The 26091-nt window shown below is 66.2% G+C and carries 30 protein-coding genes; 16 read left to right on the top strand and 14 right to left on the bottom strand.

Annotation, left to right across the window (positions count from 1 at the left end):
• Positions 1–283 precede the first annotated feature (283 nt).
• Positions 284–955: a hypothetical protein gene (locus E0H45_RS21925; protein WP_131340050.1), complete on the top strand. Its 672-nt coding sequence runs from the start codon at positions 284–286 to the stop codon at positions 953–955.
• Between the two features lie 104 nt (positions 956–1059).
• Here E0H45_RS21925 and E0H45_RS21920 read toward each other — a convergent pair whose 3' ends face one another.
• The 6 genes from E0H45_RS21920 to E0H45_RS21895 all read right to left on the bottom strand — a co-directional run bounded on the left by E0H45_RS21920 (position 1060) and on the right by E0H45_RS21895 (position 7353).
• Complete coding sequence (locus E0H45_RS21920) at positions 1060–1872, bottom strand: SHOCT domain-containing protein (protein WP_165546542.1); 813 nt, start codon at positions 1870–1872, stop codon at positions 1060–1062.
• 678 nt (positions 1873–2550) lie between these two features.
• Complete coding sequence (locus E0H45_RS21915; RefSeq protein WP_131340046.1) at positions 2551–3783, bottom strand: cation:proton antiporter; 1233 nt, start codon at positions 3781–3783, stop codon at positions 2551–2553.
• Between the two features lie 38 nt (positions 3784–3821).
• Complete coding sequence (locus E0H45_RS21910) at positions 3822–4052, bottom strand: anti-sigma factor family protein (protein WP_131340044.1); 231 nt, start codon at positions 4050–4052, stop codon at positions 3822–3824.
• Positions 4049–4687: an RNA polymerase sigma factor gene (locus E0H45_RS21905; protein WP_238155135.1), complete on the bottom strand. Its 639-nt coding sequence runs from the start codon at positions 4685–4687 to the stop codon at positions 4049–4051. The genes E0H45_RS21910 and E0H45_RS21905 overlap by 4 nt, the downstream gene beginning before the upstream one ends.
• A 23-nt stretch (positions 4688–4710) precedes the next feature.
• Entirely contained in the window at positions 4711–5415 is a 705-nt protein-coding gene (locus tag E0H45_RS21900; RefSeq protein ID WP_131340040.1) for a flavodoxin family protein, read from the bottom strand.
• 9 nt (positions 5416–5424) lie between these two features.
• The gene (locus tag E0H45_RS21895) at positions 5425–7353 is read right to left on the bottom strand and encodes a thiamine pyrophosphate-binding protein (RefSeq protein WP_131340038.1); all 1929 of its coding nucleotides are present in this window, start codon (positions 7351–7353) and stop codon (positions 5425–5427) included.
• A gap of 86 nt (positions 7354–7439) precedes the next feature.
• Here E0H45_RS21895 and E0H45_RS21890 point away from each other — a divergent pair, with 86 nt between their 5' ends.
• The 3 genes from E0H45_RS21890 (at position 7440) to E0H45_RS21880 (ending at position 9192) form a co-directional block, all read left to right on the top strand.
• Positions 7440–8069 carry a hypothetical protein gene (locus E0H45_RS21890; RefSeq protein WP_131340036.1) on the top strand — a complete coding sequence of 210 codons (630 nt, stop codon included), beginning with the start codon at positions 7440–7442 and terminating at the stop codon, positions 8067–8069.
• A 92-nt stretch (positions 8070–8161) separates the two neighbouring features.
• Complete coding sequence (locus E0H45_RS21885; protein ID WP_238155134.1) at positions 8162–8698, top strand: SRPBCC family protein; 537 nt, start codon at positions 8162–8164, stop codon at positions 8696–8698.
• A 149-nt stretch (positions 8699–8847) separates the two neighbouring features.
• Positions 8848–9192 carry a hypothetical protein gene (locus tag E0H45_RS21880; RefSeq protein WP_131340031.1) on the top strand — a complete coding sequence of 115 codons (345 nt, stop codon included), beginning with the start codon at positions 8848–8850 and terminating at the stop codon, positions 9190–9192.
• A gap of 17 nt (positions 9193–9209) precedes the next feature.
• On the opposite strand, the gene E0H45_RS21875 is transcribed toward E0H45_RS21880, so the two are convergent.
• The 3 genes from E0H45_RS21875 to E0H45_RS21865 are packed head-to-tail and all read right to left on the bottom strand — an operon-like array spanning position 9210 to position 11222.
• Complete coding sequence (locus tag E0H45_RS21875) at positions 9210–9965, bottom strand: ABC transporter permease (protein WP_131340029.1); 756 nt, start codon at positions 9963–9965, stop codon at positions 9210–9212.
• The gene (locus E0H45_RS21870; protein ID WP_131340027.1) at positions 9962–10675 is read right to left on the bottom strand and encodes an ABC transporter ATP-binding protein; all 714 of its coding nucleotides are present in this window, start codon (positions 10673–10675) and stop codon (positions 9962–9964) included. The genes E0H45_RS21875 and E0H45_RS21870 overlap by 4 nt, the downstream gene beginning before the upstream one ends.
• Positions 10668–11222, bottom strand: a complete 555-nt coding sequence (locus E0H45_RS21865; protein WP_238155133.1) for a TetR/AcrR family transcriptional regulator — start codon at positions 11220–11222, stop codon at positions 10668–10670. The genes E0H45_RS21870 and E0H45_RS21865 overlap by 8 nt, the downstream gene beginning before the upstream one ends.
• Positions 11223–11303: 81 nt before the next feature.
• Between E0H45_RS21865 and E0H45_RS21860 the strand changes: the two genes are divergently transcribed.
• The 3 genes from E0H45_RS21860 to E0H45_RS21850 all read left to right on the top strand — a co-directional run bounded on the left by E0H45_RS21860 (position 11304) and on the right by E0H45_RS21850 (position 14578).
• Complete coding sequence (locus E0H45_RS21860; RefSeq protein WP_131340025.1) at positions 11304–11984, top strand: TetR/AcrR family transcriptional regulator; 681 nt, start codon at positions 11304–11306, stop codon at positions 11982–11984.
• An 87-nt stretch (positions 11985–12071) separates the two neighbouring features.
• A complete protein-coding gene (locus tag E0H45_RS21855; RefSeq protein WP_131340023.1) occupies positions 12072–12983 on the top strand; it encodes an ABC transporter ATP-binding protein in 912 nt (303 codons plus the stop codon).
• Positions 12980–14578 (top strand): ABC transporter permease, encoded by a 1599-nt coding sequence (locus tag E0H45_RS21850; RefSeq protein ID WP_131340021.1) that lies wholly within the window; start codon positions 12980–12982, stop codon positions 14576–14578. Before E0H45_RS21855 ends, E0H45_RS21850 begins: the two co-directional genes overlap by 4 nt.
• A gap of 13 nt (positions 14579–14591) precedes the next feature.
• On the opposite strand, the gene E0H45_RS42940 is transcribed toward E0H45_RS21850, so the two are convergent.
• Complete coding sequence (locus E0H45_RS42940; RefSeq protein ID WP_202872434.1) at positions 14592–14867, bottom strand: hypothetical protein; 276 nt, start codon at positions 14865–14867, stop codon at positions 14592–14594.
• Positions 14868–15533: 666 nt separating this feature from the next.
• Between E0H45_RS42940 and E0H45_RS21840 the strand changes: the two genes are divergently transcribed.
• The 4 genes from E0H45_RS21840 (at position 15534) to E0H45_RS42535 (ending at position 19227) form a co-directional block, all read left to right on the top strand.
• Complete coding sequence (locus tag E0H45_RS21840) at positions 15534–16550, top strand: chymotrypsin family serine protease (RefSeq protein ID WP_131340019.1); 1017 nt, start codon at positions 15534–15536, stop codon at positions 16548–16550.
• Between the two features lie 574 nt (positions 16551–17124).
• Positions 17125–17625 carry a SigE family RNA polymerase sigma factor gene (locus E0H45_RS21835; protein ID WP_131340017.1) on the top strand — a complete coding sequence of 167 codons (501 nt, stop codon included), beginning with the start codon at positions 17125–17127 and terminating at the stop codon, positions 17623–17625.
• On the top strand, positions 17622–18473 hold the full coding sequence (locus E0H45_RS21830) for a PASTA domain-containing protein (protein ID WP_131340015.1): 852 nt from the start codon (positions 17622–17624) through the stop codon (positions 18471–18473). Before E0H45_RS21835 ends, E0H45_RS21830 begins: the two co-directional genes overlap by 4 nt.
• A 583-nt stretch (positions 18474–19056) precedes the next feature.
• Positions 19057–19227, top strand: a complete 171-nt coding sequence (locus tag E0H45_RS42535) for a hypothetical protein (protein ID WP_165546541.1) — start codon at positions 19057–19059, stop codon at positions 19225–19227.
• A gap of 171 nt (positions 19228–19398) precedes the next feature.
• Here the strand turns inward: E0H45_RS42535 and E0H45_RS21820 are convergent, their stop codons facing one another.
• The 4 genes from E0H45_RS21820 to E0H45_RS21805 form a co-directional block, all read right to left on the bottom strand.
• Positions 19399–20688, bottom strand: a complete 1290-nt coding sequence (locus tag E0H45_RS21820; protein WP_131340013.1) for an ArsB/NhaD family transporter — start codon at positions 20686–20688, stop codon at positions 19399–19401.
• Between the two features lie 19 nt (positions 20689–20707).
• Positions 20708–21154 carry a CBS domain-containing protein gene (locus E0H45_RS21815; RefSeq protein WP_131340011.1) on the bottom strand — a complete coding sequence of 149 codons (447 nt, stop codon included), beginning with the start codon at positions 21152–21154 and terminating at the stop codon, positions 20708–20710.
• Between the two features lie 232 nt (positions 21155–21386).
• Complete coding sequence (locus E0H45_RS21810) at positions 21387–22367, bottom strand: calcium/sodium antiporter (RefSeq protein WP_131340009.1); 981 nt, start codon at positions 22365–22367, stop codon at positions 21387–21389.
• Between the two features lie 109 nt (positions 22368–22476).
• Positions 22477–22749 (bottom strand): hypothetical protein, encoded by a 273-nt coding sequence (locus tag E0H45_RS21805; protein ID WP_131340007.1) that lies wholly within the window; start codon positions 22747–22749, stop codon positions 22477–22479.
• Between the two features lie 571 nt (positions 22750–23320).
• Between E0H45_RS21805 and E0H45_RS21800 the strand changes: the two genes are divergently transcribed.
• The 5 genes from E0H45_RS21800 (at position 23321) to E0H45_RS21780 (ending at position 26074) form a co-directional block, all read left to right on the top strand.
• Positions 23321–23890, top strand: a complete 570-nt coding sequence (locus E0H45_RS21800) for a hypothetical protein (RefSeq protein ID WP_131340005.1) — start codon at positions 23321–23323, stop codon at positions 23888–23890.
• A gap of 3 nt (positions 23891–23893) precedes the next feature.
• The gene (locus E0H45_RS21795; protein ID WP_131340003.1) at positions 23894–24109 is read left to right on the top strand and encodes a hypothetical protein; all 216 of its coding nucleotides are present in this window, start codon (positions 23894–23896) and stop codon (positions 24107–24109) included.
• Between the two features lie 10 nt (positions 24110–24119).
• Positions 24120–24578 (top strand): PPC domain-containing DNA-binding protein, encoded by a 459-nt coding sequence (locus E0H45_RS21790; protein WP_131340001.1) that lies wholly within the window; start codon positions 24120–24122, stop codon positions 24576–24578.
• A 165-nt stretch (positions 24579–24743) separates the two neighbouring features.
• Positions 24744–25532 (top strand): ImmA/IrrE family metallo-endopeptidase, encoded by a 789-nt coding sequence (locus E0H45_RS21785; protein WP_131339999.1) that lies wholly within the window; start codon positions 24744–24746, stop codon positions 25530–25532.
• A 77-nt stretch (positions 25533–25609) separates the two neighbouring features.
• Positions 25610–26074, top strand: a complete 465-nt coding sequence (locus E0H45_RS21780) for a hypothetical protein (protein ID WP_131339997.1) — start codon at positions 25610–25612, stop codon at positions 26072–26074.
• The last annotated feature ends 17 nt before the right edge of the window (positions 26075–26091 follow it).

The raw sequence follows: 26091 nt of genomic DNA, 5'->3' as shown, positions 1-26091 counted from the left end.
TGGTCTCAAGACTTCTGCGCTGGCAACTGCGAGTGACTCAGTCGATCGAGGACGTCTAGTCTGATCGACAGGCCGGACCTCGCCGTGACCGTCGAACCCCGAAACTGGTGATTCCCTTCCGAGTCGGGGTAGTTGTGCTCATCCCAGCTCGACGTTGCGGCCGACCTGGGAAGTCGCGCCTACCGGAGGTCCGCCCCGTGTCGGTTCATACTCATTGGTGCCTGTCTAAATCCGTGGGATAAGGCATGGGCCAACAGATCGTCGGGCGTGAGGTGGAGGACAGTTGGGCAAGCTCGGGTGGGCGATGGTTGCGCTGTCGATCGGTCTGACAACCGGGTGGTGGGCTGGAGCGTTCACGACGGCTTGCGGGCCAGCGGACTGCCACGCCAATTGGGACGCGATCGAGGCTATCGGGACATGGGTCGGCGGTATTGGCACTGTCGCCGCCGTGCTGTTCGCGGTCAGGGCCTTCAGAAGCGAGGAGGCGGCACGCCGAGATGAGCAGGCCACCCGTGTCGTCCAGATGCAGAGGGAGCAGGACGCAGAGTTCGAGAAGCGGTTGGCTGCCGCACGGGACCTGGACCGCATTCACACCGAGGCCAACATGGTCTTTGGTGTCGTCACGGCCTACGTGGGCAACAGGGTCGAGATTCAATGCATCCGTGTCTCGATCAGGAACGGCGCCAATGAGACCGAGACGTTCAAGATGTCTGGTGAGCTGCCCGGCTATGGCCAAACGCGGCTAGTGCACTCTCTCGCCGGCGGGCAGAGTGAGCAGCTCGCAGCGTTCGGACAACCGTTAGGTACGCCGACCGACCAACTTCCGAAAGCCGTCCCGGAGGCAGACAGGGCGAGGTTCTATGAGGAATTGACCGCAGCCTTGACCATCACCTTTGACATGAACGGCCGAAGCTGGCGGCGTGTCGGGAGGCGCGAGGCGGAATTGCTCTCCTGAAGCGACGGCCGGGGGCGGCTCGGCATGGGGACCCCGACGACGCGAGGCAATCTGTGCGCGCCGTGTGCCGTCCGATCGGGCACGCAACCAGGCTTCCCCCGCAGTCACAATCTGCCGAGCAGTTCGGCCTTCTTGGCCTCGAACTCTTCGGTTGACACCAGTCCCTTATCTCGGAGCTGGCCAAGCCGCTCCAACTGGGCGATCGGATCATCTACCTGTTGAGGTGCCACGGCAGTTGCGCTATGGGGAGCGGGCTGGTTCTGCGAGTGAAACCGGCGAACCACCGCGTCCGCCTGGCCATGCATCATCGACTTGATCTCAGCATGGTTGCCGGAGGCGAAGATTTTGAGGGTCTCGCCAGTCCTCGCCTTGTTCACGCTCATGGACGTGATCACTCTCAGTGGGAATTCCTCAACAGTCTCGCTGCCGAGGCTCTTCTCGAGGAAGAAGAGGCGTTCGGTCGTCAGAACGACGAGTCCTTGTTTGCCCTCGTATTGGCCCTGCCCAAGTTCCAGGACTCCCTCGCTTGCGCGCAGCAGATTCCTCAGGTGACGCACTTCCTTGAGCCCGAACAGCCTGCTCGCCCTGCCGAGACGCTCCAGGGCCGGAGCAACACCTCGATCGTCAAAGACGCCGTCGCCTACCGCTTCGGCAAGATCGCCCAGGACGGCGAAATGCTTGTTGCCGAGCATCTCGACTGTGCACGATGCCATAGTGTCGGCACCCAGCGGCTGAATCTCAACGGTGACGTCTGCCGCCCACCGGTTCTTCAACACGGACCTCTTGGTGCGCCCGACGATGCGACCAGGCTCGCCTTCAGGCCCCAGTTCGAGCTGACTGAATGCACGGCGTACAGCCGCGTCAGCCTCCTCAGGAGTGCAGACCAACTTCCACTCAACGACGCGTACGATGCCCATCGCAGCCCCCTGCGGGCATGTTGTTGCCCGACCTGTACCCGAATCTGCCACTCGATCTGTCGTATGTCCATGGCCCGGTCCCGCCGTGCGGGACCGGGCCATCGGCTGTCTGCATTTCAGTTCGACAGCGGCCCTCTGACGATTGAGGAGTGCCGTTGCCTAGCAGGTACCGATGTCGATCCCAGATCGCAACTGACGCCTGCTGTTGCGGTCCCGGTTGCGGTCGTCTCGAGTGCTCGCCCAGGACAGAATCGTGCGCTCAACAGAGAGGAGCGTAGGTCAGGCAGCCGCCGAATAGGCGGCGTCGGGTGCTGAGCATGAATGAATCGAGCCGCGCGGGCAGACGCCCGCTCATAGTCCTTCTGTGTGCTCGACTCCACTGCAATGCTCCATCCTGTCTTCACGCCGAAGAGACGACGCTTGCCCTACATGTCTGCGGTCTCCCACCTAGATCCAGGCCATTTGGCTTCGACCGTGGATCTGCTGCGTCTCCCGCACGTGTTCTCACAAGAGGACTTGCTCGACGAGCGCCGGTTCGGTGCCGAGGCGAAGAAGCGCGGTGTCAGTGTTGACCGCGCCAAATTGGAGCTACTTCACAGGCGGCGGCTGCTGGTGCCGCTCCTTCGCGTGCATCAGCGCCCCGTCGCGGCGAGTGCGGGAGTCAGCTCGGGTCGGGCATCACTCGTCGATGCGGGTCTGCGTTCTCCGAGGCTGGAGGGACGACTCGTGGTCGCTTCCGCTGGGATGCCTGAGCAGTGCGAGTGCGGCTGCGGGGAAGATGAGGACGGACAGGAGGCCGGCGCAGACCAGCGCTGCGGCGGTGACCGGTGCCATCAGGCGGGTGAGGACGCCGATCTGGGTCGCGGTGACGATGAACGGCAGCGAGGTCGCTTGCAGGAGCGCGACCGCTGCCGTCGACCGGGTGCCGAGAGTCCGCACCGACAGGTACGCCGGCACGCCGCGGACGATCAGCAACGCCAGCAGGAACAGCGGGACCCGCAGCAGCGCGGCCGGATCGTCGATGAGTCCCCGCAGGTCGAGGCGCAGTCCGCTGGTCACGAAGAAGACAGGGATGAGGAAGCCGTAGCCGAGGGCCTCCAGTTTGATGCGGAAGCGTGGATGTGAGGCCGCGTCGCGATCGACGAGACCGACCACGGCTCCGGCCAGGAAGGCGCCGAGGATCGTCTCCAGCCCGAACTGTTCTGCCAGGGCGACGAACGCGACCAGGAGTACGACGGCCGCGCGGACGCGGATCTCGGCCGTCGTGTCCTGCAACCGCAGCAGCACGCCGCCGATCCGCTCCGACCGGCCGGCTGTCGCGACGACGAATCCGGTGACGATCACGAGGAGGGCGAAGAGGCCGACCATCACCAGCCGCTCACCGGCGCTACCGCCCTCGGTCGAGAACACAAGCGACAGCACCAGTACGGCGGCGAAGTCGGCGACCGACGCGGCCGCGATGGTGAACTGTCCGACCGCGCCGTCGGCCTGGCGTGCATCCTTGAGAACGGGCACGACGAGCCCCAGCGACGTCGCCGACAATGTGACGGCGAGCAGCAGCGCGCTCTGCACCCACCCGGCCGCGGAGAATCCGACACCTGCGATGCCGCCGAGCACCAAGGTCACGAGATAGCCGAGCACCGCCAGGCGCAGGACCTGTCCGCGAAGCTGGTGGACGTCGATCTCCAGGCCCGCCAGGAAGAGCAGGAAGCCCAACCCCAACAGAGACACGATCTGCAGCGGCACGTCGAGGCTGACCAGTCCCAGGCCGTGTGGCCCGATCACGATGCCGGCCACGATCTCCAGCACGACAGCCGGCACGCGCAGCCGCGGAGCCAGCCCGAGCAGCAGCGGAGCGAGCAGCGCGATCAGCACGACGGCGAACAGATTGGTGAACTCCACATCTGGCATATCGATTCAGTGCCGGTGGAGCGGTCAGACGTTACAGCTCACTCGCGCGGGAAGGTGCGGAACGCTTCGAGCAGGCGATCGCGGGTCTCGTCCGAGAGGCTCTCAGGTTCCACCTGGCCGACTTCGGCAACGGTACGGCGCATCTGGTCGACGTACGTCTCGCAGCCGTCGCAGATCGCCAGGTGCTCGATGAAACGCCGTTCGGTGTCCGGGTCGAGCGCGCCTTCGAGGAAGGCGGTGACGAGTTCGACCAGCTCTGCACACGTCATGACTCGACTCCGGTTGCTGCGAAGTACCGCTCGAGGCGGCTGCGCACCGCTGCCCGTGCGCGGTGCAGGAGGACGCGCTGGTTCGCCGTCGAGATGTCCAGTAGAGCGCAGACGTCGTCGGCCGTCTGACCGTCGATGTCCCGCAGCGTCAGCACCACCTGCTGGCGGATCGGGAGACTCTGGATCGCCGCCGCCACGGTCGCTCTGACCTCGTTGGCCAGGACCTCGCCCTCGGTCGACGGCCAGCGCTCCGGAAACGCCAGCCATCCGCCCGGGTACTGGTCGTGCGGGCCACGGAACCGGCTCGAGTCGACCGTGGGGTCCCGGTCCGGGACCAGACTGGCCCACGGCACGGTGCGTTGCTCGGCGGACCCTCGTTTGCGGGCGATGTTGATCAGGATCCGGTAGACCCAGGTCTGCAGAGAGGACCGGCCCTCGAATCGCTCGATGCCCTGGAAGACGGCCAGCCAGGTGTCCTGGACGACCTCTTCGGCGCTGGCTGCGGTTGAAACGAACGACCGGGCCAGGCGGACCATCGACCCGGACCAGCCGTTCAGCAGGCAGGCGAACATCTCCTCGTCCCCGGCCCGCAGGCCGTCGACGAGGACGTCGTCCGTCGGCAGGACCACCCCCACAGGCCGACCGTACAGGAGAATGGTCAGCGGTACTCCGGGTTCTCGAAGTCGAAGCGGCAGCCGGCGTCCCATTCGGACCGCTGGTTGCCGAAGGCAGGGACGCCGCCCGCGTCCTTCAGCATCCTCGCCAGGTGCATCAGGTTCCAGGTCATGAACGTGGTGTTGCGGTTGGTGAAGTCGTTGTCCGGTCCGCCGGAGTCCATGTCCAGGTACGACGGGCCCGGGCCGGCCTCGCCGATCCAGCCGGCATCGGCCTGGGGCGGGATCGTGTAGCCGAGGTGCTGCAGCGAGTAGAGGATGTTCATCGCGCAGTGCTTCACGCCGTCCTCGTTCCCGGTGATCAGGCAGCCGCCGACACGTCCGTAGTACGCGTACTGCCCGTGCTCGTTGAGGATCGAGGAGTTGCCGTACAAGCGCTCGATCACCTGTTTGGTGACAGAGCTGTTGTCGCCCAGCCAGATCGGTCCGGCGATCACCAGGATGTCGGCGGCCATCACTTGGTCCTGGATCGCGGGCCAGGCGTCCGTGGCCCAACCGTGTTCGGTCATGTCGGGCCAGACGCCGGTGGCGATGTCGTGGTCGATCGCGCGGATCACGTCGACCCGCACGCCTTGTTTCTCCATGATCTTCCGGCTGACGTCGATGAGTCCCTCGGTGTGGCTGATGGCGGGGGACCGCTTCAGGGTGCAGTTCAGGTACAGCGCGCGCAGGTCGTCGTACTCGGGCATGGCTTTCTCCTAGAGAAGTTCGGCGTCCTGCTCGATGCAGAGCAGGGCCGGTCCGGTGGTGGCGAAGAGCTGGGTCATCGCGTCGTCGAGCTCGGCGCGGCGGGTGACGCGGATACCGGTGGCGCCGCAGAGTTCGGCGTACGCCGCCCACTCGGGGTTCTGTAGCGAGGTGTGCCAGACGGGGTAGTCGGCGGCGAGTTGTTCCTTGCTGATCTTGCCGAGCGAGTGGTTGTCGAGCAGCACGTGTTTGATCGGGATGCCGTACTTCACGGCGGTTGTCAGCTCGGCAGCGTACTGTCCGAATCCGCCGTCGCCCGTCACCGCGACGATCGGCCGGCTAGGTGCGGCGGCCCATGCGCCGAGCGCGGCCGGGTATCCGAAGCCGATCGAGCCGAGGTAGCCCGACATCAGCACCGGCTGGCCCTTCGACTCCAGGTACCGCCCGAGCGAGTAGGCGTGGTTGCCGACGTCAACAGTCAGCACGGCGTCGGCCGGCAGGTGCCGGGAGAGCGCGTCGAACACGGCCGCAGCCGAGACGCCGCGGCCGCGGTCGTCGTTCACCCGGCGTGCCTTCTCCGCTCGCCAGATCGCCCAGCGTTCGGCGAGGTCGGGGCGCTGATCCTCCGCCTTCGTGTCGGTGAGCCTGCCGGTCAGTGCGGCGAGGGCGAGTCCGGCGTCGCCGAGGACGTCGACGGTGACGGCGTCGAAGCGGCCGATCGCGGTGTGGTTGTCGTCGATCTGAATGATCGGCTTGTAGGCCGCGATGCCGGTGTGGTTCGAGAACGAGGCGCCGACCACGATGAGCAGGTCCGACTCGTTCATCAGCCAGCTGGCGACCGGCGTACCGCTTCGGCCGAGTACCCCGGCACCCAGCGGATGCGTGTCCGGCACCAGACCTTTCGCTTTGAACGTGGTCAAGACCGGTGCGTTCAGGTGCTCGGCCAGCTCGCGTACCTGGTCCTCTGCCCCGCGCGCGCCGTGTCCGACGACCAGTACTGGTCGTCGGGCGTCGCCGATCATCGCAGCGGCCCGAGCCAAGGTGTCGTCGTCGGGCCGGATCCGCCGCCGCGACAACCGTCCGGCAGGACCTTTCGCCGGGCTCTCGGATGGCAGGACCTGCACTTCGTCAGGCAGCACCAGGTGGGCGACGCCGCGGCCGTCGATCGCGTGCTTGACCGCCAGTGCAGCCAGCTCGGCGTGGTCACTGCCGGACTGCACCGCCGTACTGGAGACCGCGACGTCCTTGAAGACCGCGGTGAGATCGAGGTCCTGGAACGCGCCGCGGCCGAGGACCTTCGACGGGACCTGACCTGAGATCGCGACCACGGGCGCCTCGTCGAGCTTGGCGTCGTACAGACCGGTGAGCAGGTTGGTCGAGCCCGGACCGGCGATCGCGAAACAGGCCGCGGGGCGTCCCGTCAGCTTGCCGTAGGCACTGGCGGCGAAGGCGGCCGCGCCCTCGTGCCGGATGCCGATGTAGGTCAGCTCGCCGCGTTCCTCGGCCCGGCGCATCGCCTCGGCGAACCCGAGGTTGGAGTGCCCGACCATGCCGAAGACATGACTGATGCCGTGGGCAACCAATGTCTCGACGAGTACGTCGGCCACCGTCCGGACCTGCTGCGGTGGGTCCGGCAACTGCACGTACACACCGTCGGCGCGCTCGTCCACCGGGTACGACGGAACGCTGTCGGAGAATCCTTCGGGTGGCTGCCCGGTGATCGGGTCGTAGTCGTACCCATGCCACGGGCAGCGCAGCAGACCCTTCTCGATCGAGCCCTCACCCAGCGGCCCGCCTTGATGCGGGCACTTGTTCTCCAGCGCACCCAGCCGGACCCCGCATCGAGCGAGCGCGATGCTTCGACCATCCACCACGACACTGCGGACTCGTCCATCCGTCGGTACGTCGACCTCATCCACGCGATGCCAGTTCGCCGTCATGTAACGTCTCCCACCCTCCGCGACACGGACCTTCTGATGGGTCAGTGCCTGCCACAGGCCAGGCGTTACAGGAGGAGACTGCAGTCATGGACGAACGTTCGCTCGCCGTAACCCGACGCGCGCTGCACGGGGTCGCCGAGCTGATCCTCGCCGGATCTCAGCACCGCAACGGCGGCGGTATCAGGTTGCGGATCGTGCCGGGCGGATTCGGCACCGTCAACGCCCCGCACCTCAGGGTCGAGACCGACACACTTGTCACCCCGACCGGATCGATCCCGCTGATCGGCACATACACCGAGGTTGCGGCGGCAGCCGGAGTCGGCGTGCACCGGCTCGACGACGTCTACTCCGGCGGGCCGAAGATCTCCCCGGACGAGCAGGTCGAGGTCGATCCCGCGGCGGCCCGGCTGCTCGCTGACGCGTTCGTCCGCGGGGACGCTGCGCTGCGGACACTCAACCCGCTGCAAACGCCCGTTCTCTGGCCTGAGCACTTCGACGTCGGCATCACCTTGGACGAGGTCAACTACGGCGTATCGCCTGGTGACGACGACATTCCGGAGCCGTATGCATACGTCGGCCCCTGGACACCACGGACCGGCGACTTCTGGAACGCAACGTTCGGTGCCACCCGGCTGATGACCGAGCTCCCCGAGACAGCTGCTGTCACCAACTTCTTCACGACCGGCCGATCCCTCGCAGCCTTGCCCGCGAACTGATCCACACCACCACCGAGACGAGGAACACCAGCGAGAAACCGATCAGCAGCGGCCACACGAGGCCGGTGGGCCAACAGTCGGGACGAGGAGGGATGATGGCTGTCGACGTGTTCACCGAGGTCGTGATCGATCGGCCGGTGCTCGAGGTGGCGGCGTACGTCGGGGACCCGGCGAACGCGCCCGAGTGGTACGCGAACATCGAATCGGTCCAGTGGCGCACCGAGCCGCCGATCGCGGTCGGCTCGCGGATGGACTTCGTCGCGCATTTCCTCGGACGGCGACTCGCCTACACCTACGAGGTGGTCGAGTTGATTCCCTTCGAACGGCTGGTGATGCGCACGACGCAGGGGCCGTTCCCGATGGAGACCAGCTACGCGTGGTCGTCGGCCGGCGAAGCGATCACCCGGATGACGTTGCGCAACCGCGGCGAGCCGTCCGGCTTCGCCCGTGTCGCCGCGCCGTTGCTGTCTGCCGCCATGCGCCGCGCCAATCAGAAGGACCTCGCTGCTCTGCCTGACAGCAGTAGCCAGTGCGCGAGCCAACCGAAGGCGATGGCGACGGTGGTGGTGCCCCCGATGGAGACAACGGCTGCCATGCCAGTCAGAGTTCCGGTGTCGGAAACGAAGTAGTCGGCGTCTACGAGAGCGATGACTTGCGACGGGTCGTCGGGTTTGTAGACGATCCGTAGGGGGCTCGCGTACCGCGTTCCGGCCGCCGGTGCGTGGCGGCCGTCGGCGTTGCTTTCCGGATCGCCGAGGCTGTTCGAAAGGGTCGCGACATGCCGCTTGGTCGCCACGACGAATGTCACCTCGACCTCGTCGATGTAGCTTCCGCCTTTGCCGTCCTTGACCGCCACCGCGACCTGGTCGGCGCTCGTCTCGACACCGATATCCAGAAAGTCCTGTGCGAGGGCGCGTTGGTGACGGGTGTCGAGGAGGGCGACCAGGCCGAGAACTGTCGCCACGAGCGAGAAGGCGCCCAGCACGGAAAGCCAGCGGGGGAAGGCAGGCATATTTCGCCTCTTTCTGTCGACGACAACGCATGTCGCCGACCAGGCTTCCCGGCACACCGTGATCCGTCCCGCGAGACGGACTCACTCGTACTATCCGCAAACTGGGACTGAACGTTACAAGGCGATGCCTACCGGTCGAGTTGGAGGCGGTGCCAGGCGTGCAGGGTCAGGGCGACGGCGAGTACGACGACCGGTATCACGAGGGCCAGCTGGACGGGTGTCACGGCGATGTCGGTGTGGATCGCCCACACTGCGGGTGCGGCGAAGGGGAACCAGCCGCCGCTGCCGGCGATGACGCTGACCTGCGACAGGACGAGAATGCCGATCGTGGTTCCGATCCCGGCGAGCACCGACCGGCCGAGTGTCGCTGCCCAGGCCGCAGGGGTGGCGAGGACGATGGTGAAGACGGAGAGGCCGAACTGCCGGGCCATCGACGGTACGACGTCAGCGGGGACGCCGCCGAGTCCGCTGATGAAACCGAGGACGATGAGGGCGAGCAGGAGAGCGGCGGCCGTGACGAGGCCCCACGCGAGGTAGACGACGAGCTTCGCGGTCGCGATCGCGGGCCGGGAGACCGGGATCGCGAACAGGCCGGTGATCGTGCCGTCGGCGAACTCACGACTGAACAGCCAGCTGAGTACGACGCCGTACCCGACGAATCCTGCTGCGCCGGTGACCTGGATGGCGACGGTGATGTAGCCGGCCCATCCGCCGGGGTCGATCAGCGGCCCGAGCTTGGCGGCCAGTTGCGGATCGTCGGTGTGGACGGCGAACAGCATCGCCGCGCAGATGAGGGAGATCCCGAGCACCACAAGGATCGTGGTGACTCGGACCATGGTCGAATGGACGAGTTTGGCGAACTCGGTGACGAGGCCGATCGTCATGCGGCCACGTCGTCGCTGTGCACGAGGTCGAAGAAGGCGCGTTCGATGTCGACGCCGTGCGGGTCGAGGGATCCGATGACGCGGCCGGCGTTCAGGACCGAGATGCGTCCGGCGATGCGGGCGACCTCGTCGAGGTGGTGGCTGCTGACCAGCACGGCGGCGCCTTCGTCGGATCGACGCAGTAGCGCCTCCCGGAGGAGGATCACTCCGGAGGGGTCGAGGCTGTTGGTGGGCTCGTCGAGCACGATGAAGCGCGGGTCGTGCTGCAAAGCCGAGGCGAGGCCGAGACGTTGCTTGTTGCCGAGGGACAGCTTGGCGGCGCGCCGATCGGCGTACTGCGTCAGCTGGAGCTCGGCGATAGCGGCTGCGACCATGCCCGGGATCTTGGCCGGCGAGACACCGTGCAGACGTGCGCCCAGCGCGAGGTTCTGCCGGCAGGTCAGTTCCCGGTACGCCAACGGGTAGTCGACGAGGTGCCCGACTGCCGCCCAGTCGACGTGCTTCAGTGCCTGGCCGGCGATCGTGACCGTGCCGTCGGCCGGCGTCAGCATGCCGAGCAACAGCCGCATCAGGGTGGACTTTCCGGCGCCGTTCAGCCCGACCAGCGCGTGGATCTCGCCTGGTGCGACCCAGATGTCGACGCCCCGGATTCCGGTGCCGTCGTCGAACGTACGGACCAGCCCTCGGGCATCGACCGCGTGCTCAGCCACGCCGGTCCTCTAACAGATCCAGGGCGGTCTCGATCGCCTTCCCGAGGTCGTCGCCGTCGGTCAGGCTCCATTCGAGCAGGGCCGTGTTGAGTGCGCCCATCACTGCTCCCGCGGCGATCAGTGCTTCCCGTCGGCTGGTCCCGCCGCTGGTGAGGGCGTCGGTGATCACGGCCTCCGTCGCAGCCGTTCCGCCGGCGATACTCGCCCGCAGGGTAGGTGTCTTCGCGACGATCCGGAGCCGTGTCCGAACTTGCTCGACCGACGGTTGGGGAAGCTGCTGCCACGCCGAACGGATTCCTCGGGCAGCGCGGCTGATCGGATCGGGTCCGGGCGGCTGCCGGCGAATCGCGACACCGATCACCGGATCGTACGGATCATCGACCAGCACGCTCGCTTTCCCCGGGAAGTGCCGGAAGAACGTCATCTCGGTCACCCCCGCACGGGCCGCGATCTGACTCACGCTCGTGCCGTCGTACCCGCGTTCCGCGAACAGTTCCAGCGCCGCCGTCAACAGCCGGTCCCGCGTCCGCTCCGCCCTTGAGCCCACAGTGAATGTTAGTCGCTAACATTTGGCGGCCACAAGAGCGGGAACTTGCCAGCGGATTGAACGCGCGTTTAAGGTTTGAACGTGCGTTCAACCGCAGATTCCGGCGGCTCGGCTCCAGGGGCCGGGCAGGTGACGGCTGAGCGCATTCGGGACGCCGCGATTCTTCGGTACGGGCGGGACGGGTTCTCGGTCGGACTGCGTGCGGTGGCGGCGGATGCCGGGGTGACCGCGGGGCTGGTGGTGCATCACTTCGGGTCGAAAGACGGTCTGCGGAAGGCCTGCGACGCGTACGTGCTCGGTGTGATTCGGTCGGCGAAGCTGAAGGCGACGAGGGGTGGTCCGGCGGCGGCGATCGCGCAGTTGGCCGAGATCGAGGAGTACGCGCCGATGGCGCTGTACTCGTTGCGCAGCCTGCAGGCCGGTGGCGAACTCGCCGGCGAGTTCATGGAACAGATGTGCGCCGACGCGCTGGAGTATCTCGAGGCGGGTGTCGCGAGTGGCCTGATCAGGCCGAGCCGGGATCCGGCGGGGCGGGCGCGGTATCTCGCGATGCAGGGCATGGGGTCGTTGTTGTTGTGGATCTCGTTGCACCCGGGGTTCCGGGAGGTCGACGACTTCCGCAAGGAGTTGCGGCAGATCTCGGACGAGATCACGCTGCCGGCGCTGGAGTTGTTCTCGGAGGGTTTGTTCGTCGACCGGAAGATGCTCGACGACTACCTGATGTATGTCTGCGATCCGCCGGCCGGCGACGCGAAACCGTAAGCCAACCATGCGCCTGCGTCGAGGCGCTACTGACAGACGACATCACGCCGGGACGATCCCGGAATCCCATTGCGAAGAGGTTCAGCGATGACTGCTGCCCTGACAATTCAGCAATTGCACAAGTCCTTCGGTCAGGTGAAGGCGCTCGACGGTCTCGACCTGACGGTGGAGGCCGGTCAGGTGGCCGGTTTCCTCGGCCCGAATGGCGCAGGTAAGTCCACCACGATCCGGATCATTCTCGGCCTGCTTGGCGCCGATTCCGGGTACGTCGACGTACTGGGGCTGCACCCTTGGTACGACGCGGTCGAACTGCACCGCCGGCTCGCCTACGTACCGGGCGACGTGAGCCTGTGGCCGAACCTGACCGGCGGCGAGGCGATCGATCTGTTGTCCCGGCTGCGGGGCGGCGCGTCGAAGGCGCGCCGAGCCGAGCTGCTGGAGCGTTTCGAGCTCGACCCGACGAAGAAGGGACGCACGTACAGCAAGGGCAACCGGCAGAAGGTCGCTCTGGTCGCGGCCTTGGCCGCCGACGTCGAACTGTTAGTGCTGGACGAGCCGACGTCGGGTCTCGATCCGTTGATGGAGACGGTGTTCCAGGAATGCATCGCCGAGGTGAAGGCGGCCGGTCGTTCGGTGCTCTTGTCGAGCCACATCCTCGCCGAGGTGGAGAAGCTGTGTGACACGGTCACGATCATCCGTGCGGGACGCGCGGTGCAGTCCGGGACGCTGGCGGAGCTACGTCACCTGACCCGTACGGCGATCGCTGTGTCGCTCGACGGCGATCCGGTGCGGCTGGCTGCGCTTCCCGGCGTACACGATCTGCGCGCGGACGGCGGCACAGACGGAACGGTGACGTTCGACGTCGATCATGACGAGCTGGCGTCGGTGGTGCGAGAGCTCGGCGGGCTCGGCGTACGGAGCCTAACCAGTGCCCCGCCGTCGCTGGAGCAGTTGTTCCTGCGCCAGTACGGCGACGAACTGGTCGGGGTGGAGTCATGACGAACTTCACCGCGACCGGCGACCTGGTCCGGTTCGCGCTGCGTCGGGACCGGGTGAAGCTGCCGATCTGGGTCGGCGCGATCGGGCTCGGCATGCTGTACGCCGTGAGCGCGCTGCCGACTGTCTATTCGACGCCGGAGCAGCGTCAGGTCCGGGCGAGGCTGATGGATTCGCCCGCGGCGACGATGATGTCGGGGCCCGGGTACGGACTGGACAACTACACACTCGGCGCGATGATCACCAACGAGATGGTGCTGTGGCTCGCCGTACCGACCGCGATGATGAGCATCTTCCTGGTTGTACGGCACACCCGCGCGGAGGAGGAGACCGGCCGCGCGGAACTGATCCGATCGGCCGTCGTCGGCCGGCATGCGGCTCCGCTGGCCGCGTTGATCCTGGCCGTGATCGCGAATGCCGGAGTCGCGCTTCTGACTGCGTTGGCCATGATGAGCGGTGATCTGGCGGCCGGCGATTCGTTCGCCGTCGGTCTCGGGCTGGGCCTGACGGGTCTGGTCTTCGCCGCCGTCGCCACGGTGACGGCGCAGTTGACCGAGCACGCCCGATCGGCGTCGAGCCTGGCGATGGCGGTCGTCGGTGCTGCCTTCTTGCTGCGGGCACTCGGGGATGCGTCGCAGCGCGGCGGGAACATCTTGTCGTGGTTGTCGCCGTTGGCGTGGACGCAACAGTTGCGTCCGTTCGTCGACCTACGGTGGTGGCCGCTGTTGCTGCCGGTCGCGGTCACCGCGGCTGCTGTCGGCGCGGCCTATCTGCTGTCCGGGCGGCGTGACGTCGGCGCTGGGCTGCTGCCCGCACGGCTGGGAAGAGCGAACGCGGCGCCGTCGCTGTCCACGCCGTTCGGGTTGGCGGCGCGTCAGCAGCGGGCGAGCCTGATCGGCTGGGGAATCGGCCTGTTCGTGTTCGCGCTGGCCAGCGGTTCGTTGAGTGATTCGGTGTCCGAGGCGGTGGCTGAGAACCCGGACATGGGCGAGGTGTTCCGCGCGAACGGGCAGGATCCGACCGATGGCTTCTTCGGCGTGATGGCGTTGTTCTTCGCGTTGATGATCGCGGCGTTCGCGGTCACGTCCGTACTGCGACTGAGGTCCGAGGAACGCACCGGTCACACCGAGGCCGCGCTGGCCACCGCCGTCAGCCGCCGGCGCTGGATCCTCTCGTGGCTCGGGTACACCGCTCTGGCATCTGTCGTGCTGTTGCTCGTCAGCGGACTCGGAGTCGGTCTCGGCGCCGTCACCAGCGGCTCGGACGGCACCGTGGTCGCCGAGGTGTTGGTTGCGACCCTCGCCTTCGCCCCGGCGGTCCTCGTGGTGATCGGCGTCGCCGCGGCGTTGTTCGGGCTCCGGCCGGGCGTGTCGAGCTGGGCGTGGCTCGTGGTCGCCTACGCCTTCTTCTTCGGATTCTTCGGTGCCCTGCTGAGCCTGCCCGACGGATTCGCGAAGCTGTCGCCGTTCGGTCACACCACCGCGATGCCGCTGTCCAGCATCACGGCGCTGCCCCTCGTCGTCCTGACCGCAATTGCCGCCGTACTGACGGTTGCCGGAGGCATCAGCTTCCGCCGCCGCGACCTCGACCTGTCCTGAATCCGCCAGCCTGTCAGGTGCCGGAGCGGGAGGCTCCGAGGGTGGCCTGTGCCTTCTCCACCGCCGTTGTCGTGGCGCCTTCGATGTCCTCGGGCAGCCCGTTGATCACGGTGACGGCCACGACGACGTCGTTGACGGCTGCGGTGACCATGGTGACTTCGAAGCCCTGCAGCGAGCCGGCGGTCGCGGTGAAGCGGACGGCGACCGGTTGGGTGCCGCGGTATCGGCCGACGACCAGCACTTCGGGCATCTGCAGGGTGCCTGTGACGGCGCCGACGATTGCGTCCACTGTGTCGCGGTGCTTGACCTTTTAGAGGGCTGGATTCTGCGTCGTGCACTGTGGCGCTGAGGGGCTATTGCAGGTGCGCGACACGTCCGTGGAGTGCTTGGAGCATGGCTGCGTCATCGTTCGGCCGCATGTCTTCAGGCGACAGTGAGACGTCGCAGTGCTCGTGTGATACCAAATCGCTGTCTCGCAGGACTAGGTCCCAACGGACAGATCGACGCCTGGGCCTCAGGTGTGCCAGTTCGCCGTCTCGTGAGTCACGAAACCAAGGAAATTGCAGCTTGTTGCAATCACTTCCCCATGGACGCTGGTCGCCGGAGGGTGGTACCAGTGAATGCAGTACGGCGTGAGGTCGAATTTGGGACACGGATTCTATGTCCTTGCGGCTGGCCATACCGGGGGAAGCTGGCCAACACAATCGTTGTCTAAGAAGTGCCAGGGGGAAGCATGCGAAAAACTGGTGCAGCGGCAATTGCTCTTGTCTTGTGCGTCGCGGTAGGTGGTGTTCCAGCGATGGCGGCCGATAAACCACCGCCGATTCAGACTACGGACACAACTGATCAAGCCACGTTGCGTAGTGGAAGATCTTTTGAAAAGATCCGCGGATCGATCCCGGCCGACACATATGGGGGCGCTTATCTCGATCGGAACTCGGGTGCGTTGCGTGTCATGGTCACCAGGCTGCCGCAGCTTCCCAAACTGGATCCGCAGACTGACGCTCCGGTGGAACTGGTGCCGGTGCAGTACTCGTTGGAGTACCTCGAACGGCGGATGACTGAGGTCTTCGCCGCGGCGGGTCAACTGAGCGACGCCGCCTCTCGAATCGTCACCATCGACGCCAATGAAACGAAGAACACGCTGGAGGTGGGGGTGGATGGCCCGATCACTTCCACGCTGCGGGACCGCATCGCGCGAATCGCTCCTGACACTCCACTCGAGCTGGTGTCCGGGCCCCCGTTCGATTCAGGTTCAGGTGAGTCCCCCGCCCTCGTGAGCCGCGTCGACGACGAACCGGCGTGGGCTTCGGGATCGTTCATCTACAGTGAAGCCAACGCCATTAACGGCCTTCCCGGGCACTGCACCTCCGGGCCCGGCGTGAAGATCGGAGCGTCGAAGTACATGCTGACGGCGGCTCACTGTGCGGCTAACACGGGCCAGCTGATCCGGCAGGGGAACGCCAACGTCGCTGGTACGCTGCAGTCGGTTGGGACCGTGGCGAACAGATCGGGCTATCCGAATCTCGATGCGATGCTCGTCAACGGCACCACGGGGCCCACAATGTTTCGCTCCTGGTACGGCGTCGTCGCCGTCAGCTCGTTGCCCTGGGAGAGCCTGACAGGCCAGTCGGTATGCACGGGCGGCGCGTTCTCGGGCGAGAGGTGCAACATCAAGGTCTATGGGACCAATTTCTGCGACACGCGCCCTGGATGGAATAATTGCGGCCTGACCTTGGCCATCCGCGAGGATGGAGCGAATGCCGCAGGACAAGGTGACAGTGGGGGTCCTGTCTACATACTGGCACCGGGGACACGGTATAGCGGAATTGTGACGGCGGGGCAGGATTCGGCGTACGGCTTCCCTTGCCCGAACTACCCCGCCGGGCAGCTACCCCGGCGATGTTACTCGCGTATCTACTTCACGAGAATACAGAACACGCTGGGATACTTTGGCGCCTCATTGCTCTGAGGCGACACCCTCGTCATGCAGTCAGCTTGTAGATCTCCCCGGCCCATTCGGGGAGATCTATCTTTCGGTCCCGGGACCCGAGGCGTGCCTTCGCCGATACCATCGGTGGCGGCGCGCATCGGGCGCCACCGGCATCCCGGAAATAGCCGCGCCGGCTGCGTGACGACGCGCCGACGGGCGCCCGTTTCAGAGCCAGATGGCGACGAGCACAGGTTCCGACTGAACGCTGCCACTGCTTCGGCACTCGCCGGAACTACCACCGCCGGCGCCACCCAATTCTGTGGATCGGCCTGCCCAACGGGCAACGGGACCGGCGTGACCGGACGGCTGGATGGATCGGGGCAGATGCATGTCGGCAAGAGATGTGTAATCAGCCGTCAGATCCTTGGCACAAACGTTTGGCTGGAGGTGCGGCCAGCCGTGACATGTCGGATTGGACAGGCTGCGGCGTCACGCGGGGGCTGAGCCCCCTGCTGGCGAAGATGGCAGCCTGTCGGTATTCAAGACTTACTGGAACCTTTGGATGCTGCCAGCCTGTCTATATGGGTGAAGGGCTCTGAGGGGCAGGTGAGCGATGGCCGGGGACGCGGACTTTAGCGAGTATGTTGCCGCGCGCTGGCCCGGTCTGGTGCGCTCCGCAGTGCTCCTGGGGTGCACGCGCCCCGAGGCCGAGGACCTCGTGCAGACGACCCTCGAACGATGCCTGGTGAAGTGGGGCAAGGTCCGGGAGGCCGACGACCGGGACGCCTACGTGCACCGAGTCTTGATCAACGTCTTCATTTCCGCACGTCGCCGCCGCTGGACCGGCGAGAAGCCAGTATCGGATCCCCCCGAGCGGGCCAGCCGTGATGAGACCGCCGGCGTTGACGACACCGACGCGATGATGCGTGCGCTTGACCGGCTGGGCACCGACCAGCGCACCGCGGTGGTGCTGCGCTACTACGCCCATCTGACCGACCCGCAGATCGCCTCCGTGCTCGGCGTCGCCATCGGAACAGTGAAGAGCCGACTGTCCCGAGCTGTGAAGGTCCTGGCGGAGGACCCAGGCCTGGCAGAACTGCGAGGAACACGATGATCGAATCCAAGCTGACCGAACTCCTCGAACGCGCCGGAAACCGGACAAACGTCGGGCCACCACCGATCGAAGCCATCCGCGCAGGCGTTGCTCGCCGCCGCCGTCGGCGTGCAGGGGCACTCTCGGCTGTCGGCGTTGCAGCCGCGGTAGTTGCGGTGGGCGGGACGCTGCTGCTCGCGGGCGGCCCGATCTTCACGAACCCCGCGCCGCCGGCCGCCTCGACACCGCCGGCGAATGCCGCGACGCGACTGGTGGGCATCGGCCACGCCGCCATCGCCGTGCCCGAGCAATGGGGCACGAACCAGCTCGGCTGCGGAACGCCGCAGAAGGACACCGTCATCATCGACGCGGGCCCCCAGAACCTCTGTCTGGTAGATCGCCCCAAAGGTGTCGAGAGCGTACTGGTGCGTAGCGGCAAGCCAATCGGCTTCCGTGCCGACGAGACCTTCCAGCTCGACGGCGTGCGAGCTGAACGTCAGCGGACAACCTGCACGGGCGATTCGCCCCTGACGGTCTGTTCAGGCACGGTGTTCATTCCGTCTCTCGACGTAGCGTTCCAGGCGGAGTCCTCCACGAACGCTGGCGAGGTTCACGGCATCCTCGCCCGGATCATGATCGTTTCAGACACCATCGGTGTCCCAGAGCCCCTGTTCAGCGAATCGAATCCAGCCGCCCGTTTCAGCCAGCAATACGCGGACAGGCTCACCGCACTGGGCCTGAAACCCAACATCCAGACTAGGAAGTCCCCCGGCTCCATACCCGGCAACATCCTGGCCGTCTCCCCATCGCCAGGCACGATGCTCACGTCTGGAGCAACGGTAACCGTCACCGTCGTTACCCAACCCTGAGTCAATCAGCAGCTCGCCGGACATGACTCCAACCGCTGGCGTCGGGACGTCCAGCGCATCGGCCGGATATCCACCTCGCCGACAGCCAGGAGATCGAACGCGACAAACGAGGCGGGGTTGCGCCGGCGCCAAGTGCTGTCGCACGGTCGCCGCGGTGTTCGCATTGCGCAGTTGCAGTGCGTCGAAGTCGAGCCGATCTCCGGTCCACACCACCAACTCGCCGTCCAAGACGCAGTCGGTAGTGAGTTGGGCCTTGAGGGCTGCCTGCACATCAGGAAACTTCGAGGTGAAGTCCTTGCCGTTTGCGCGACCACAGCCGGACCTCACCGTCACGCCGGACGACTCCGGCGCGGCTAGTTGACTGAACTCTTCGGTGCGTCGATGCGCTGGCGAGGGTCGAACCAGCCTCACAATTCCTGCGCAAGCAGAGCGAAACCCTCCTCGGTCAGGTTGGCGGGGATGGGTGGGCTGGTTTACGGACCGATGACGGAACCGCTGCGGCCTGTCTTTGGCGCTACCGTCAGACCCTGGAACGCCTGAGGTTGGAGATGGTCGTGATGCGCACGATTGCCGTACTCACAGCGTGCGGATTGCCGTTGGCCGGCTGTGGAAGCGACCCTGCAGCGGGCTCGCAGCCGGCCGCGCCGACGCCGACGGCGTCTGGGTCTTCGGCACCTCCGGCTTCGCCGCATGCCAGCTCTGCTTCGCCGCGGACGCAGCCTACGGCCGTCAGATCCTCGCGTCGGGCTCCTGACCGCGAGCGGAGGCTGACGCCGTACGCGAGCAAGGTGAGCATCTCGGCGGCTCCGGTCTGGTCGGGCCACGGCGGAGCTCGCCCTTGCCTCGGGCAACTTCCAGATCCGCGGTGAATGCCGAACGGAGACCGGCGTGGTGCTGGTCGAGGAGCGCCCGAGCCGCCGCCGGGTCAGGACAGGACGAAGTAGCGCAGCCAGAGGTACGGCGCCGCGACGGCGATGGTGATCGCGGTCATCACCACGCCTTTGCGGGTGAATTCCCAGAAGCTGATCGGGTTGCCGGCGCGGAGCGCGATGCCGATGGCGACGACGTTGGCGCTGGCGCCGACGGCGGTCGCGTTGCCGCCGAAGTCGGCTCCCGCGGCTAGCGCCCACCACAAGGCTTGGGCGTGGGCCGGGTCGTTCATGCTCTTGGCGAGTTCGAGGACCACGGGGCTCATGGTGGCGACGTACGGGATGTTGTCGACGATGCCGGACAGGACCGCTGACACGCCCAGGATCAGCATCACGGCCAGCAGGGGTTTGCCGTTGGTCGCCTGACCGACCTGGTCGGCGAGGTCACCGATGACGCCGGTTCTGACCAGGGCGCCGACCATGATGAACAGTCCGGCGAAGAACAGCAGTGTCTGCCATTCGACGCTGGACATGTAGTCCCTGGTCGGCACCCCTGAGATCAGTACCAGCAGGCCGGCGCCGAGCAGTGCCACCACCGACGGGGCGACATGGAAGGCCGAGTGCGCGACGAATCCGGTGAACACGAGCAGCAGCACCGAGCCGCACTTGATGAGCAGGCGGGTGTCCTGGATCGCCTCACGCTCGTTCAGCCGCAGGACGTTCTCGACCTTGTCCGGGTCGACGTCGAACGATCCCTTGAACAGTCGGGGGAGGACCAGGGTGAACACGATCAGCTCGATGACGACGAGCGGGGTCAGGTGGACCAGGAAGTCGTTGAAGGTGAGCCCGGAGCGGCTCGCGATGATGATGTTCGGCGGATCACCGATCAGCGTGGCGGTGCCGCCGATGTTGGAGGCCATCACTTCGGCGATCAGGAACGGGACGGGATTGATCCCGAGCCGGTCGCAGACCAGCAGCGTGACGGGTGCGATGAGCAGCACGGTGGTCACGTTGTCGAGGAAGGCGGAGGCGACGGCGGTGATGAGCGTGAGCAGGATCATCACCCGCAGCGGCGATCCTTTGGCGCGTTTGGCGGCCCAGATGGCGACGTACTCGAAGACTCCGGTACGGCGCAGGATGCCGACGATGATCATCATGCCGAGCAGTAGGAAGATGACGTCCCAGTCGATGCCGGTGTCGTGGGAGTAGAACGCATGCTCGGAATCGGTGACCCCGAGTGCGAGCAGCACGGCCGCACCGCCGAGTGCGGCGAGGAGCTTGTGCGTCCACTCGGTCGCGATCAGCACATAGGCGGCCACGAAGACGACGACAGCGATCACTGTCACGTGAGCACCCGTCCGTCGGTCAGTGCGCCGCGACGACCAACTCCAGCAGCCTGGATGCGGTGATCGCGCCCAGGATCTCCTTGTCCTTCACGACCGCGACCAACGGGCAGCGCAGCCGGGCCATGATGGCCGCCACCTCGATGACCGTGTCGTCGTGATTGACCACTGGCAGCTCGACCGGCTCCCTCGGCAACAGCTTGCGGACGGTCACTCCGGCCAGTCGGTCTGCTACCTGGTCGGCCAGCGGCTCGTCCATCACTCGCGCCAGGGATGGATCGTCCTGCACGTACGTCGGAACCAGGAAGCGCACCACCTGCGACGCGGGCAGCACCGAATGGGGCCGGCCCTTCTCGTCGACCACGATGAGTCCCGGCAGGCGGCGCGAGGCCAGGAGCTCGACGGCCTGGCGCGCGTCCGTGTCCAGGGTGACCACTGGAAACGCCTCGGCCATCTGCTCTCCGTGCACACTTGCACGATACGCCGGAACCGTCAGGCTCACGTAACGTCAGCGGGCCTTGACCGTGGGATGCTTCCTGCGCCATGCCGCCTCCGGGGTCGTCGATCGACCCGCACCTCGGCTGAGGGCGGGTACTGCCGACCAGACTTCCCGGCGCTCCGCCGCCAAGCCTCTCCCATCCCCGGCCGTCGACGCAAACATCACCCGTTGTCAAAGGCAATCAGACGCGGCCGGTGATGTCTCACGTCGAGAGCAGTAGCGGCATCGTGAGTGCGTAGGCGGCGAGGAGGACGAGGGCTTCGATCCGGGTCAGGGCGAGACCTCGACGCAGCAGCATCCAGGCCAGCCCCGCCGTGAGGATCATCGTGACGCTCAGCGCGACGGCGGCCCGCCCGGGTGCGGCCGAACCGGATGCGAGTCCGACGACTGCGCCACCGATGAGGCTGTTGAACAGGTTGCTGCCGAACAGATTGCCGACGACAAGGTCGGACTCGCCCCGGCGCTGAGCCTGAACGGTCGTGACCAGCTCCGGCAACGACGTACCGAGGGCGACCAACGTGAAGCCGATGATGACCTGCGGTACGCCGAGATCGGTCGCGATGGCCGACGCGTTGGAGACGAGCAGCTGAGCTCCGGCCAGTACGCCGGCGAGTCCGAGGATCGCCCGTACCGGCTCGAACCAGGCCGGCAGCCGCGACGGTTGCACGGGCACATCCACGGTCGCGGTTGCCTGGGCGAACTCCGCGGCCTCGGTGGCTACCTCCTCGTTACTGCGCCCCTGCTTGGCCCAACGCAGCAGCACCAGCACCGCACACACGCCCGTGGCGGCGAGCACCACGCCCCTCAGCGGGCTGAGGCCTGCCCATGCCAGGAACGCGAACAGGACGACAGCTCCCACCGCCAGCGGCACCTCACGACGGATCACCTGTGACGTCACGGCAACCGACCCGGCGAGTGCGGCGATCCCGAGGATGAGAGTGAGGTTGAGGATGTTGGACCCGGCGATGTTGCCGACCGCCAGTCCGGTGTCCCCGCGTGCCGATGCGACACCGGAGACGAGGAACTCGGGTGCCGACGTACCCAGACCGATGACGACAACGCCGACTACGACTGGACTGATCTGCATCCGTTGCGCCAGCCGGGAGGATCCGAGCACCAGATGATCGGCCGCGAAGGTCAGCACAACCAATCCGGCAGCGGCAAGCAGAACCTGAATCACCACGAGAGACCCCCTCGGTCGACACACCACACCCTGTCGCCGACCAGGCTTCCCGGCACACCAACCAGCAACCTACACGACGGACCGCTCACCCATACGCCTCTGCGCGCGCCTAGTTGCGGCGTCGGTAGAGGCGCATGGAGACCGGGGCGAAGATGGCGGTGAGCGCGGCTGCGGAGAGGAGCACGCCGGTCACTTCGCCTGTGGCGGTGCCGGCCATCAGATGGCGTTCGATGGAGACCAGGCGGCTGACCGGGTTGAGTGTGACGAGACGGTCGAGCCAGCCGGGCATCGTGTCGGGTGCGATCAAGGTGTTGCTGGCGAAGAGGAGGGGGAACTGGGCTAGGAAGCTGAGGACTCCGAGCGCCTGTGGCGAGCGGGCCACGAGGCCGAGAGTCGTCCAGGTCGCGGACGATCTGGCGGTCCCGGTCGACGTCTAGCTCGGCAAGGCCGTTACGCGCACCCAACCTGAGGCGCAATGACCAGCAAGCCGAGGGCGACCACCGCAAACCCGGTCCGGACAACATCCGACGACCCTCGTGGCCAGACGTGCCATTGGCTGAGCGTCGACCTCACCAATGCTTGCCGCTGACCGCGCCGCGGGTCCATGACGCACGCTGCTCCAGCTATCGGATCTGGGCATGTGCGGCGAATCCGCCTCAAGGACCTTTGAGCGGTTCCCCGGTCTGCGCTGATTCGACGACCTCGTGGACAGATCGTACGCCGGTGTGGAAGTTGGTGCGCACTACTGCCAAGCGGAGCTGCCGGGGGAGGGCTGGTTGATGGTCGATCCCAAGGATGCCGCTCTGAATCGACCTGATCGACGTTCACTAGTGGTCGTCGCTGGCCATGAGCACCGCTACTACGCCTCCGACGGACGCCGGTTCGTTGACCGCGCAGGTCGTCGTGCGGGACCACAACCGGTCTCGTCAGCGGCGATCCTCGACGATCTGACAGTGGGCATCATCTGGGCAACGACAAACACCGACGTCGCGCTGTTGGCCGACGATGCACTGTTGATGAGCAGTCAAGCTCGGCTGGCGCACCACGAAGGACGCCGTACGTCGGATGTGCCGCTGAGCGAGGTCCCGACACTGAATGCGGTCGCGAGCCAGTGGTTGGGGTCCAGGTTCTGTGCTCGGCACATCACGCGGAACCTTGAGCGGTTGTCGGGGCAGCCGTTCTTCTGGACACGGGAGACACGCGGCGAGGAGGCTGCGTCCTGGCTGCTGTGGCGGCACAAGTACGACTACCTTCGCCGTACGTCGCGTTGGTTCCCGGGCATGCGTCGAGGTTTCTGCATCTCGGAGGCAGACGTCGCCGAGTCTCCGATGTATGAGCGAGTCCTACTGCTGCTCGCTGCGGCACTAATGGAGGCCTTCGGGATCATCGTCGAGCTGAGTGCCGAGCCCGAGCATGCAGAGGTCGAAGGCTTCGTTCTCGGCGAGGAGGCGATTGTCGCGAACTGGCTGGGCGGCTCTGGGCTGTGGTACGTCGACTCGAGCGTGCCACCGTCGCGTCAATGACAGGTGTCTGCGGAGTCTCTGATCGGCGAGACGACATCGGAGCGGCGGTTGGGGGCGCTCGCCGGCTATCTGAACGTTCCGTGGCAGTGGTTCCGCAGGCGTTGCGAGGGACTCGCCACCGTCGGCGTGGACGACATCGCTCACCCACGTAGCCGCCTGCTGTCGACGCAGGGCCTGAACACCGCGATTCGGTACGTTGCTTACATCAACGACATCTGAGGAGCTGAGCTTGCGCGCCGCTGAACTGACGATGGGCCGCACCTTCGCGGTCCAGTTCGACCATGGTGACGACTTCTATCCGGTACTGGCCGAGTTCTGCGCGCAGTACGGTGTACGACAGGGGTTCATCCCAATGTTCATCGCCGGCATGCGGGACGTCCAACTCGTCGGCACCTGCGAGAAACTCGAGGATCCGGACGCGCCGGTTTGGAGCGCCGTACACCTGGAGAACGTCGAGGCGGTCGGTGGCGGATCGCTCGCCTACGACGCGGAGTCCGGAACCGTCCTGCCTCACATTCACGTGTCGGTCGGCCTCAAGGCCCATTCGGCGACGGCTCACACCAGCCATCTGCTTGGCGCGAAGATCCAGTTCCTCACCGAGACGTACCTGGTTGAGGTGAAGGCGCCGGCCTTCTCGCGACCGCGCCAAGCGGACCTGTACAACGTCCCATTGCTCGCGTTCGACTAGGTCCTGGATTCTCTCTGCCGGGTTCAAGAGGCGTCCGCTGCTGATGACCCTCGTGTCATGGGTAGCAGCAATTGGGGAGCAGGGAACCGCTTTCGGGTGACCGTTGATGATCTCCGCAGAGCTGTCGACGCGGAGGTACGGCGGAACTGGTCTGACCGTCAGTGGATGCGCTGGCTGGGCGCGGCAGCGGTTCTGCATGGTCAGTCGTTCAGGAATGTCGTTCTGATCAAGTTGCAGATGCCTGATGCCGTGTGGGTTGATGGTCGGCCCGGGTGGCAACGTCAGGGACGTCGAATCGTGCGTGGTGCCTCCGGCATCAGGATTGTTGCGTCGGCGCGGGATGTCGATCGCGCCGCGGGGCCGGTGCAGGGGCACGGAGTTGCGACGGTCTGGGACGTCAGCCAGACAGATGGCGGCGCGATGCCTCCGATCGGAACGCTCGCGGACCTGCGGCCAGACGATGTGTATGCCGCGTTGGCGCGAGTTGCGCTCGATGCTGGGTACCGCGTCCAGCGACGGCCGTTGCCGGACGAACCGAATGGTGCGATGACTGACCGCCGGCGGCGGCGAGTCTTCGTGAGCGACGAGCTCGATGGCGCTGTTGCCGCGATGAGACTCGCTCATGAGTTGGCTCATCTCCGCATGCACAAGCTGTCTCGTGATTCAGGCTGCCATGGTCTTGCCAGGCTGGAGGCTGAGTCGGTTGCGTACACGACGCTCGCGAGATTCGGTGCCCTGCCAGCGCACCAGATGGCCAGCGCCGCCGGAACGATCGGCCGAAACCCACCGGTCCGGCTTGTCGAGACGCTGGGCGGCCGAGTTGCCGCTACTGCGGGACGTCTGATCGGGGCCACAGAGAGGCACTTGCCAACGCCGCAGGTGCTACCTGGCAAGGTGAGAACCGAGCCGCTGCCTCTCGACACGGAGGACCGAGAATTCGACCGTGGCTTGTGAGTGTTCCTGGATTGGCCGAGCGCCGAGAAGCGGCTGCGGGCGTAGTCTCGGAGGGCAGTGTGCGAGTGGCAGTGACCGTGAGCAGCGAGTTCGTGGCCTGCAGGCAGCGTGCATTGCCGATGAGAGGGAAGCTGATGGACGAGCTACCCACACCTTCAGTGCGGTCTGATGATTCAGGTAGAGCCGATGAGCGCGAGCACGACGCTGACTTGAGAGAGGCGGCGTTGGACACGCGTGAGAGAGCCGTCGAGGCCGGGGAGTCTGCGCAGGCGGGCCGTGACCAGGAGAATCAAGCCATCCTTGCGGCCGCCGACGAGCGCGATAGGGCGGCTGACGGCCGCGACGCGGTCGCCGATGAGCGCGACAAGGCTGCCAGCCTGGAATCATTTCTCCGGGACGCTGACTACAGCCCTGGACACAAGGCAAGGATGTCAGCCGGTATGGACCGGGTGGATTCGAAGGACGACCGACTCTCGGCCGCCGATGACCGCAGCAATCTGACCCGAGATGACCTGGTGAGGCCAGAGCCCGACGATGACTAGCCTGACTGGCCGGACAC

Origin of the sequence: Kribbella soli, assembly GCF_004331345.1 — a bacterium.
GTDB classification, from domain to species: domain Bacteria; phylum Actinomycetota; class Actinomycetes; order Propionibacteriales; family Kribbellaceae; genus Kribbella; species Kribbella soli.
Note: the sequence above shows the minus strand (reverse complement) of the source record. Positions and strands in the feature narration are given on the sequence as shown.

What these genes read in the sequence shown, in the direction of transcription:
- E0H45_RS21875 (WP_131340029.1), bottom strand. Translation starts at nt 9,965, where the DNA reads ATGACGATCGGCCTCGTCACCGAGTTCGCCAAACTCGTCCATTCGACC.
- E0H45_RS21910 (WP_131340044.1), bottom strand. Translation starts at nt 4,052, where the DNA reads ATGACGTGTGCAGAGCTGGTCGAACTCGTCACCGCCTTCCTCGAAGGC.
- E0H45_RS21850 (WP_131340021.1), top strand. Translation starts at nt 12,980, where the DNA reads ATGACGAACTTCACCGCGACCGGCGACCTGGTCCGGTTCGCGCTGCGT.
- E0H45_RS21840 (WP_131340019.1), top strand. Translation starts at nt 15,534, where the DNA reads ATGGTCACCAGGCTGCCGCAGCTTCCCAAACTGGATCCGCAGACTGAC.
- E0H45_RS21835 (WP_131340017.1), top strand. Translation starts at nt 17,125, where the DNA reads ATGGCCGGGGACGCGGACTTTAGCGAGTATGTTGCCGCGCGCTGGCCC.
- E0H45_RS21900 (WP_131340040.1), bottom strand. Translation starts at nt 5,415, where the DNA reads ATGCCCGAGTACGACGACCTGCGCGCGCTGTACCTGAACTGCACCCTG.
- E0H45_RS21785 (WP_131339999.1), top strand. Translation starts at nt 24,744, where the DNA reads ATGCGCTGGCTGGGCGCGGCAGCGGTTCTGCATGGTCAGTCGTTCAGG.
- E0H45_RS21880 (WP_131340031.1), top strand. Translation starts at nt 8,848, where the DNA reads ATGCCGCTTGGTCGCCACGACGAATGTCACCTCGACCTCGTCGATGTA.
- E0H45_RS21890 (WP_131340036.1), top strand. Translation starts at nt 7,440, where the DNA reads ATGGACGAACGTTCGCTCGCCGTAACCCGACGCGCGCTGCACGGGGTC.
- E0H45_RS21855 (WP_131340023.1), top strand. Translation starts at nt 12,072, where the DNA reads ATGACTGCTGCCCTGACAATTCAGCAATTGCACAAGTCCTTCGGTCAG.
- E0H45_RS21920 (WP_165546542.1), bottom strand. Translation starts at nt 1,872, where the DNA reads ATGGGCATCGTACGCGTCGTTGAGTGGAAGTTGGTCTGCACTCCTGAG.
- E0H45_RS21830 (WP_131340015.1), top strand. Translation starts at nt 17,622, where the DNA reads ATGATCGAATCCAAGCTGACCGAACTCCTCGAACGCGCCGGAAACCGG.
- E0H45_RS21885 (WP_238155134.1), top strand. Translation starts at nt 8,162, where the DNA reads ATGATGGCTGTCGACGTGTTCACCGAGGTCGTGATCGATCGGCCGGTG.
- E0H45_RS21915 (WP_131340046.1), bottom strand. Translation starts at nt 3,783, where the DNA reads ATGCCAGATGTGGAGTTCACCAATCTGTTCGCCGTCGTGCTGATCGCG.
- E0H45_RS21895 (WP_131340038.1), bottom strand. Translation starts at nt 7,353, where the DNA reads ATGACGGCGAACTGGCATCGCGTGGATGAGGTCGACGTACCGACGGAT.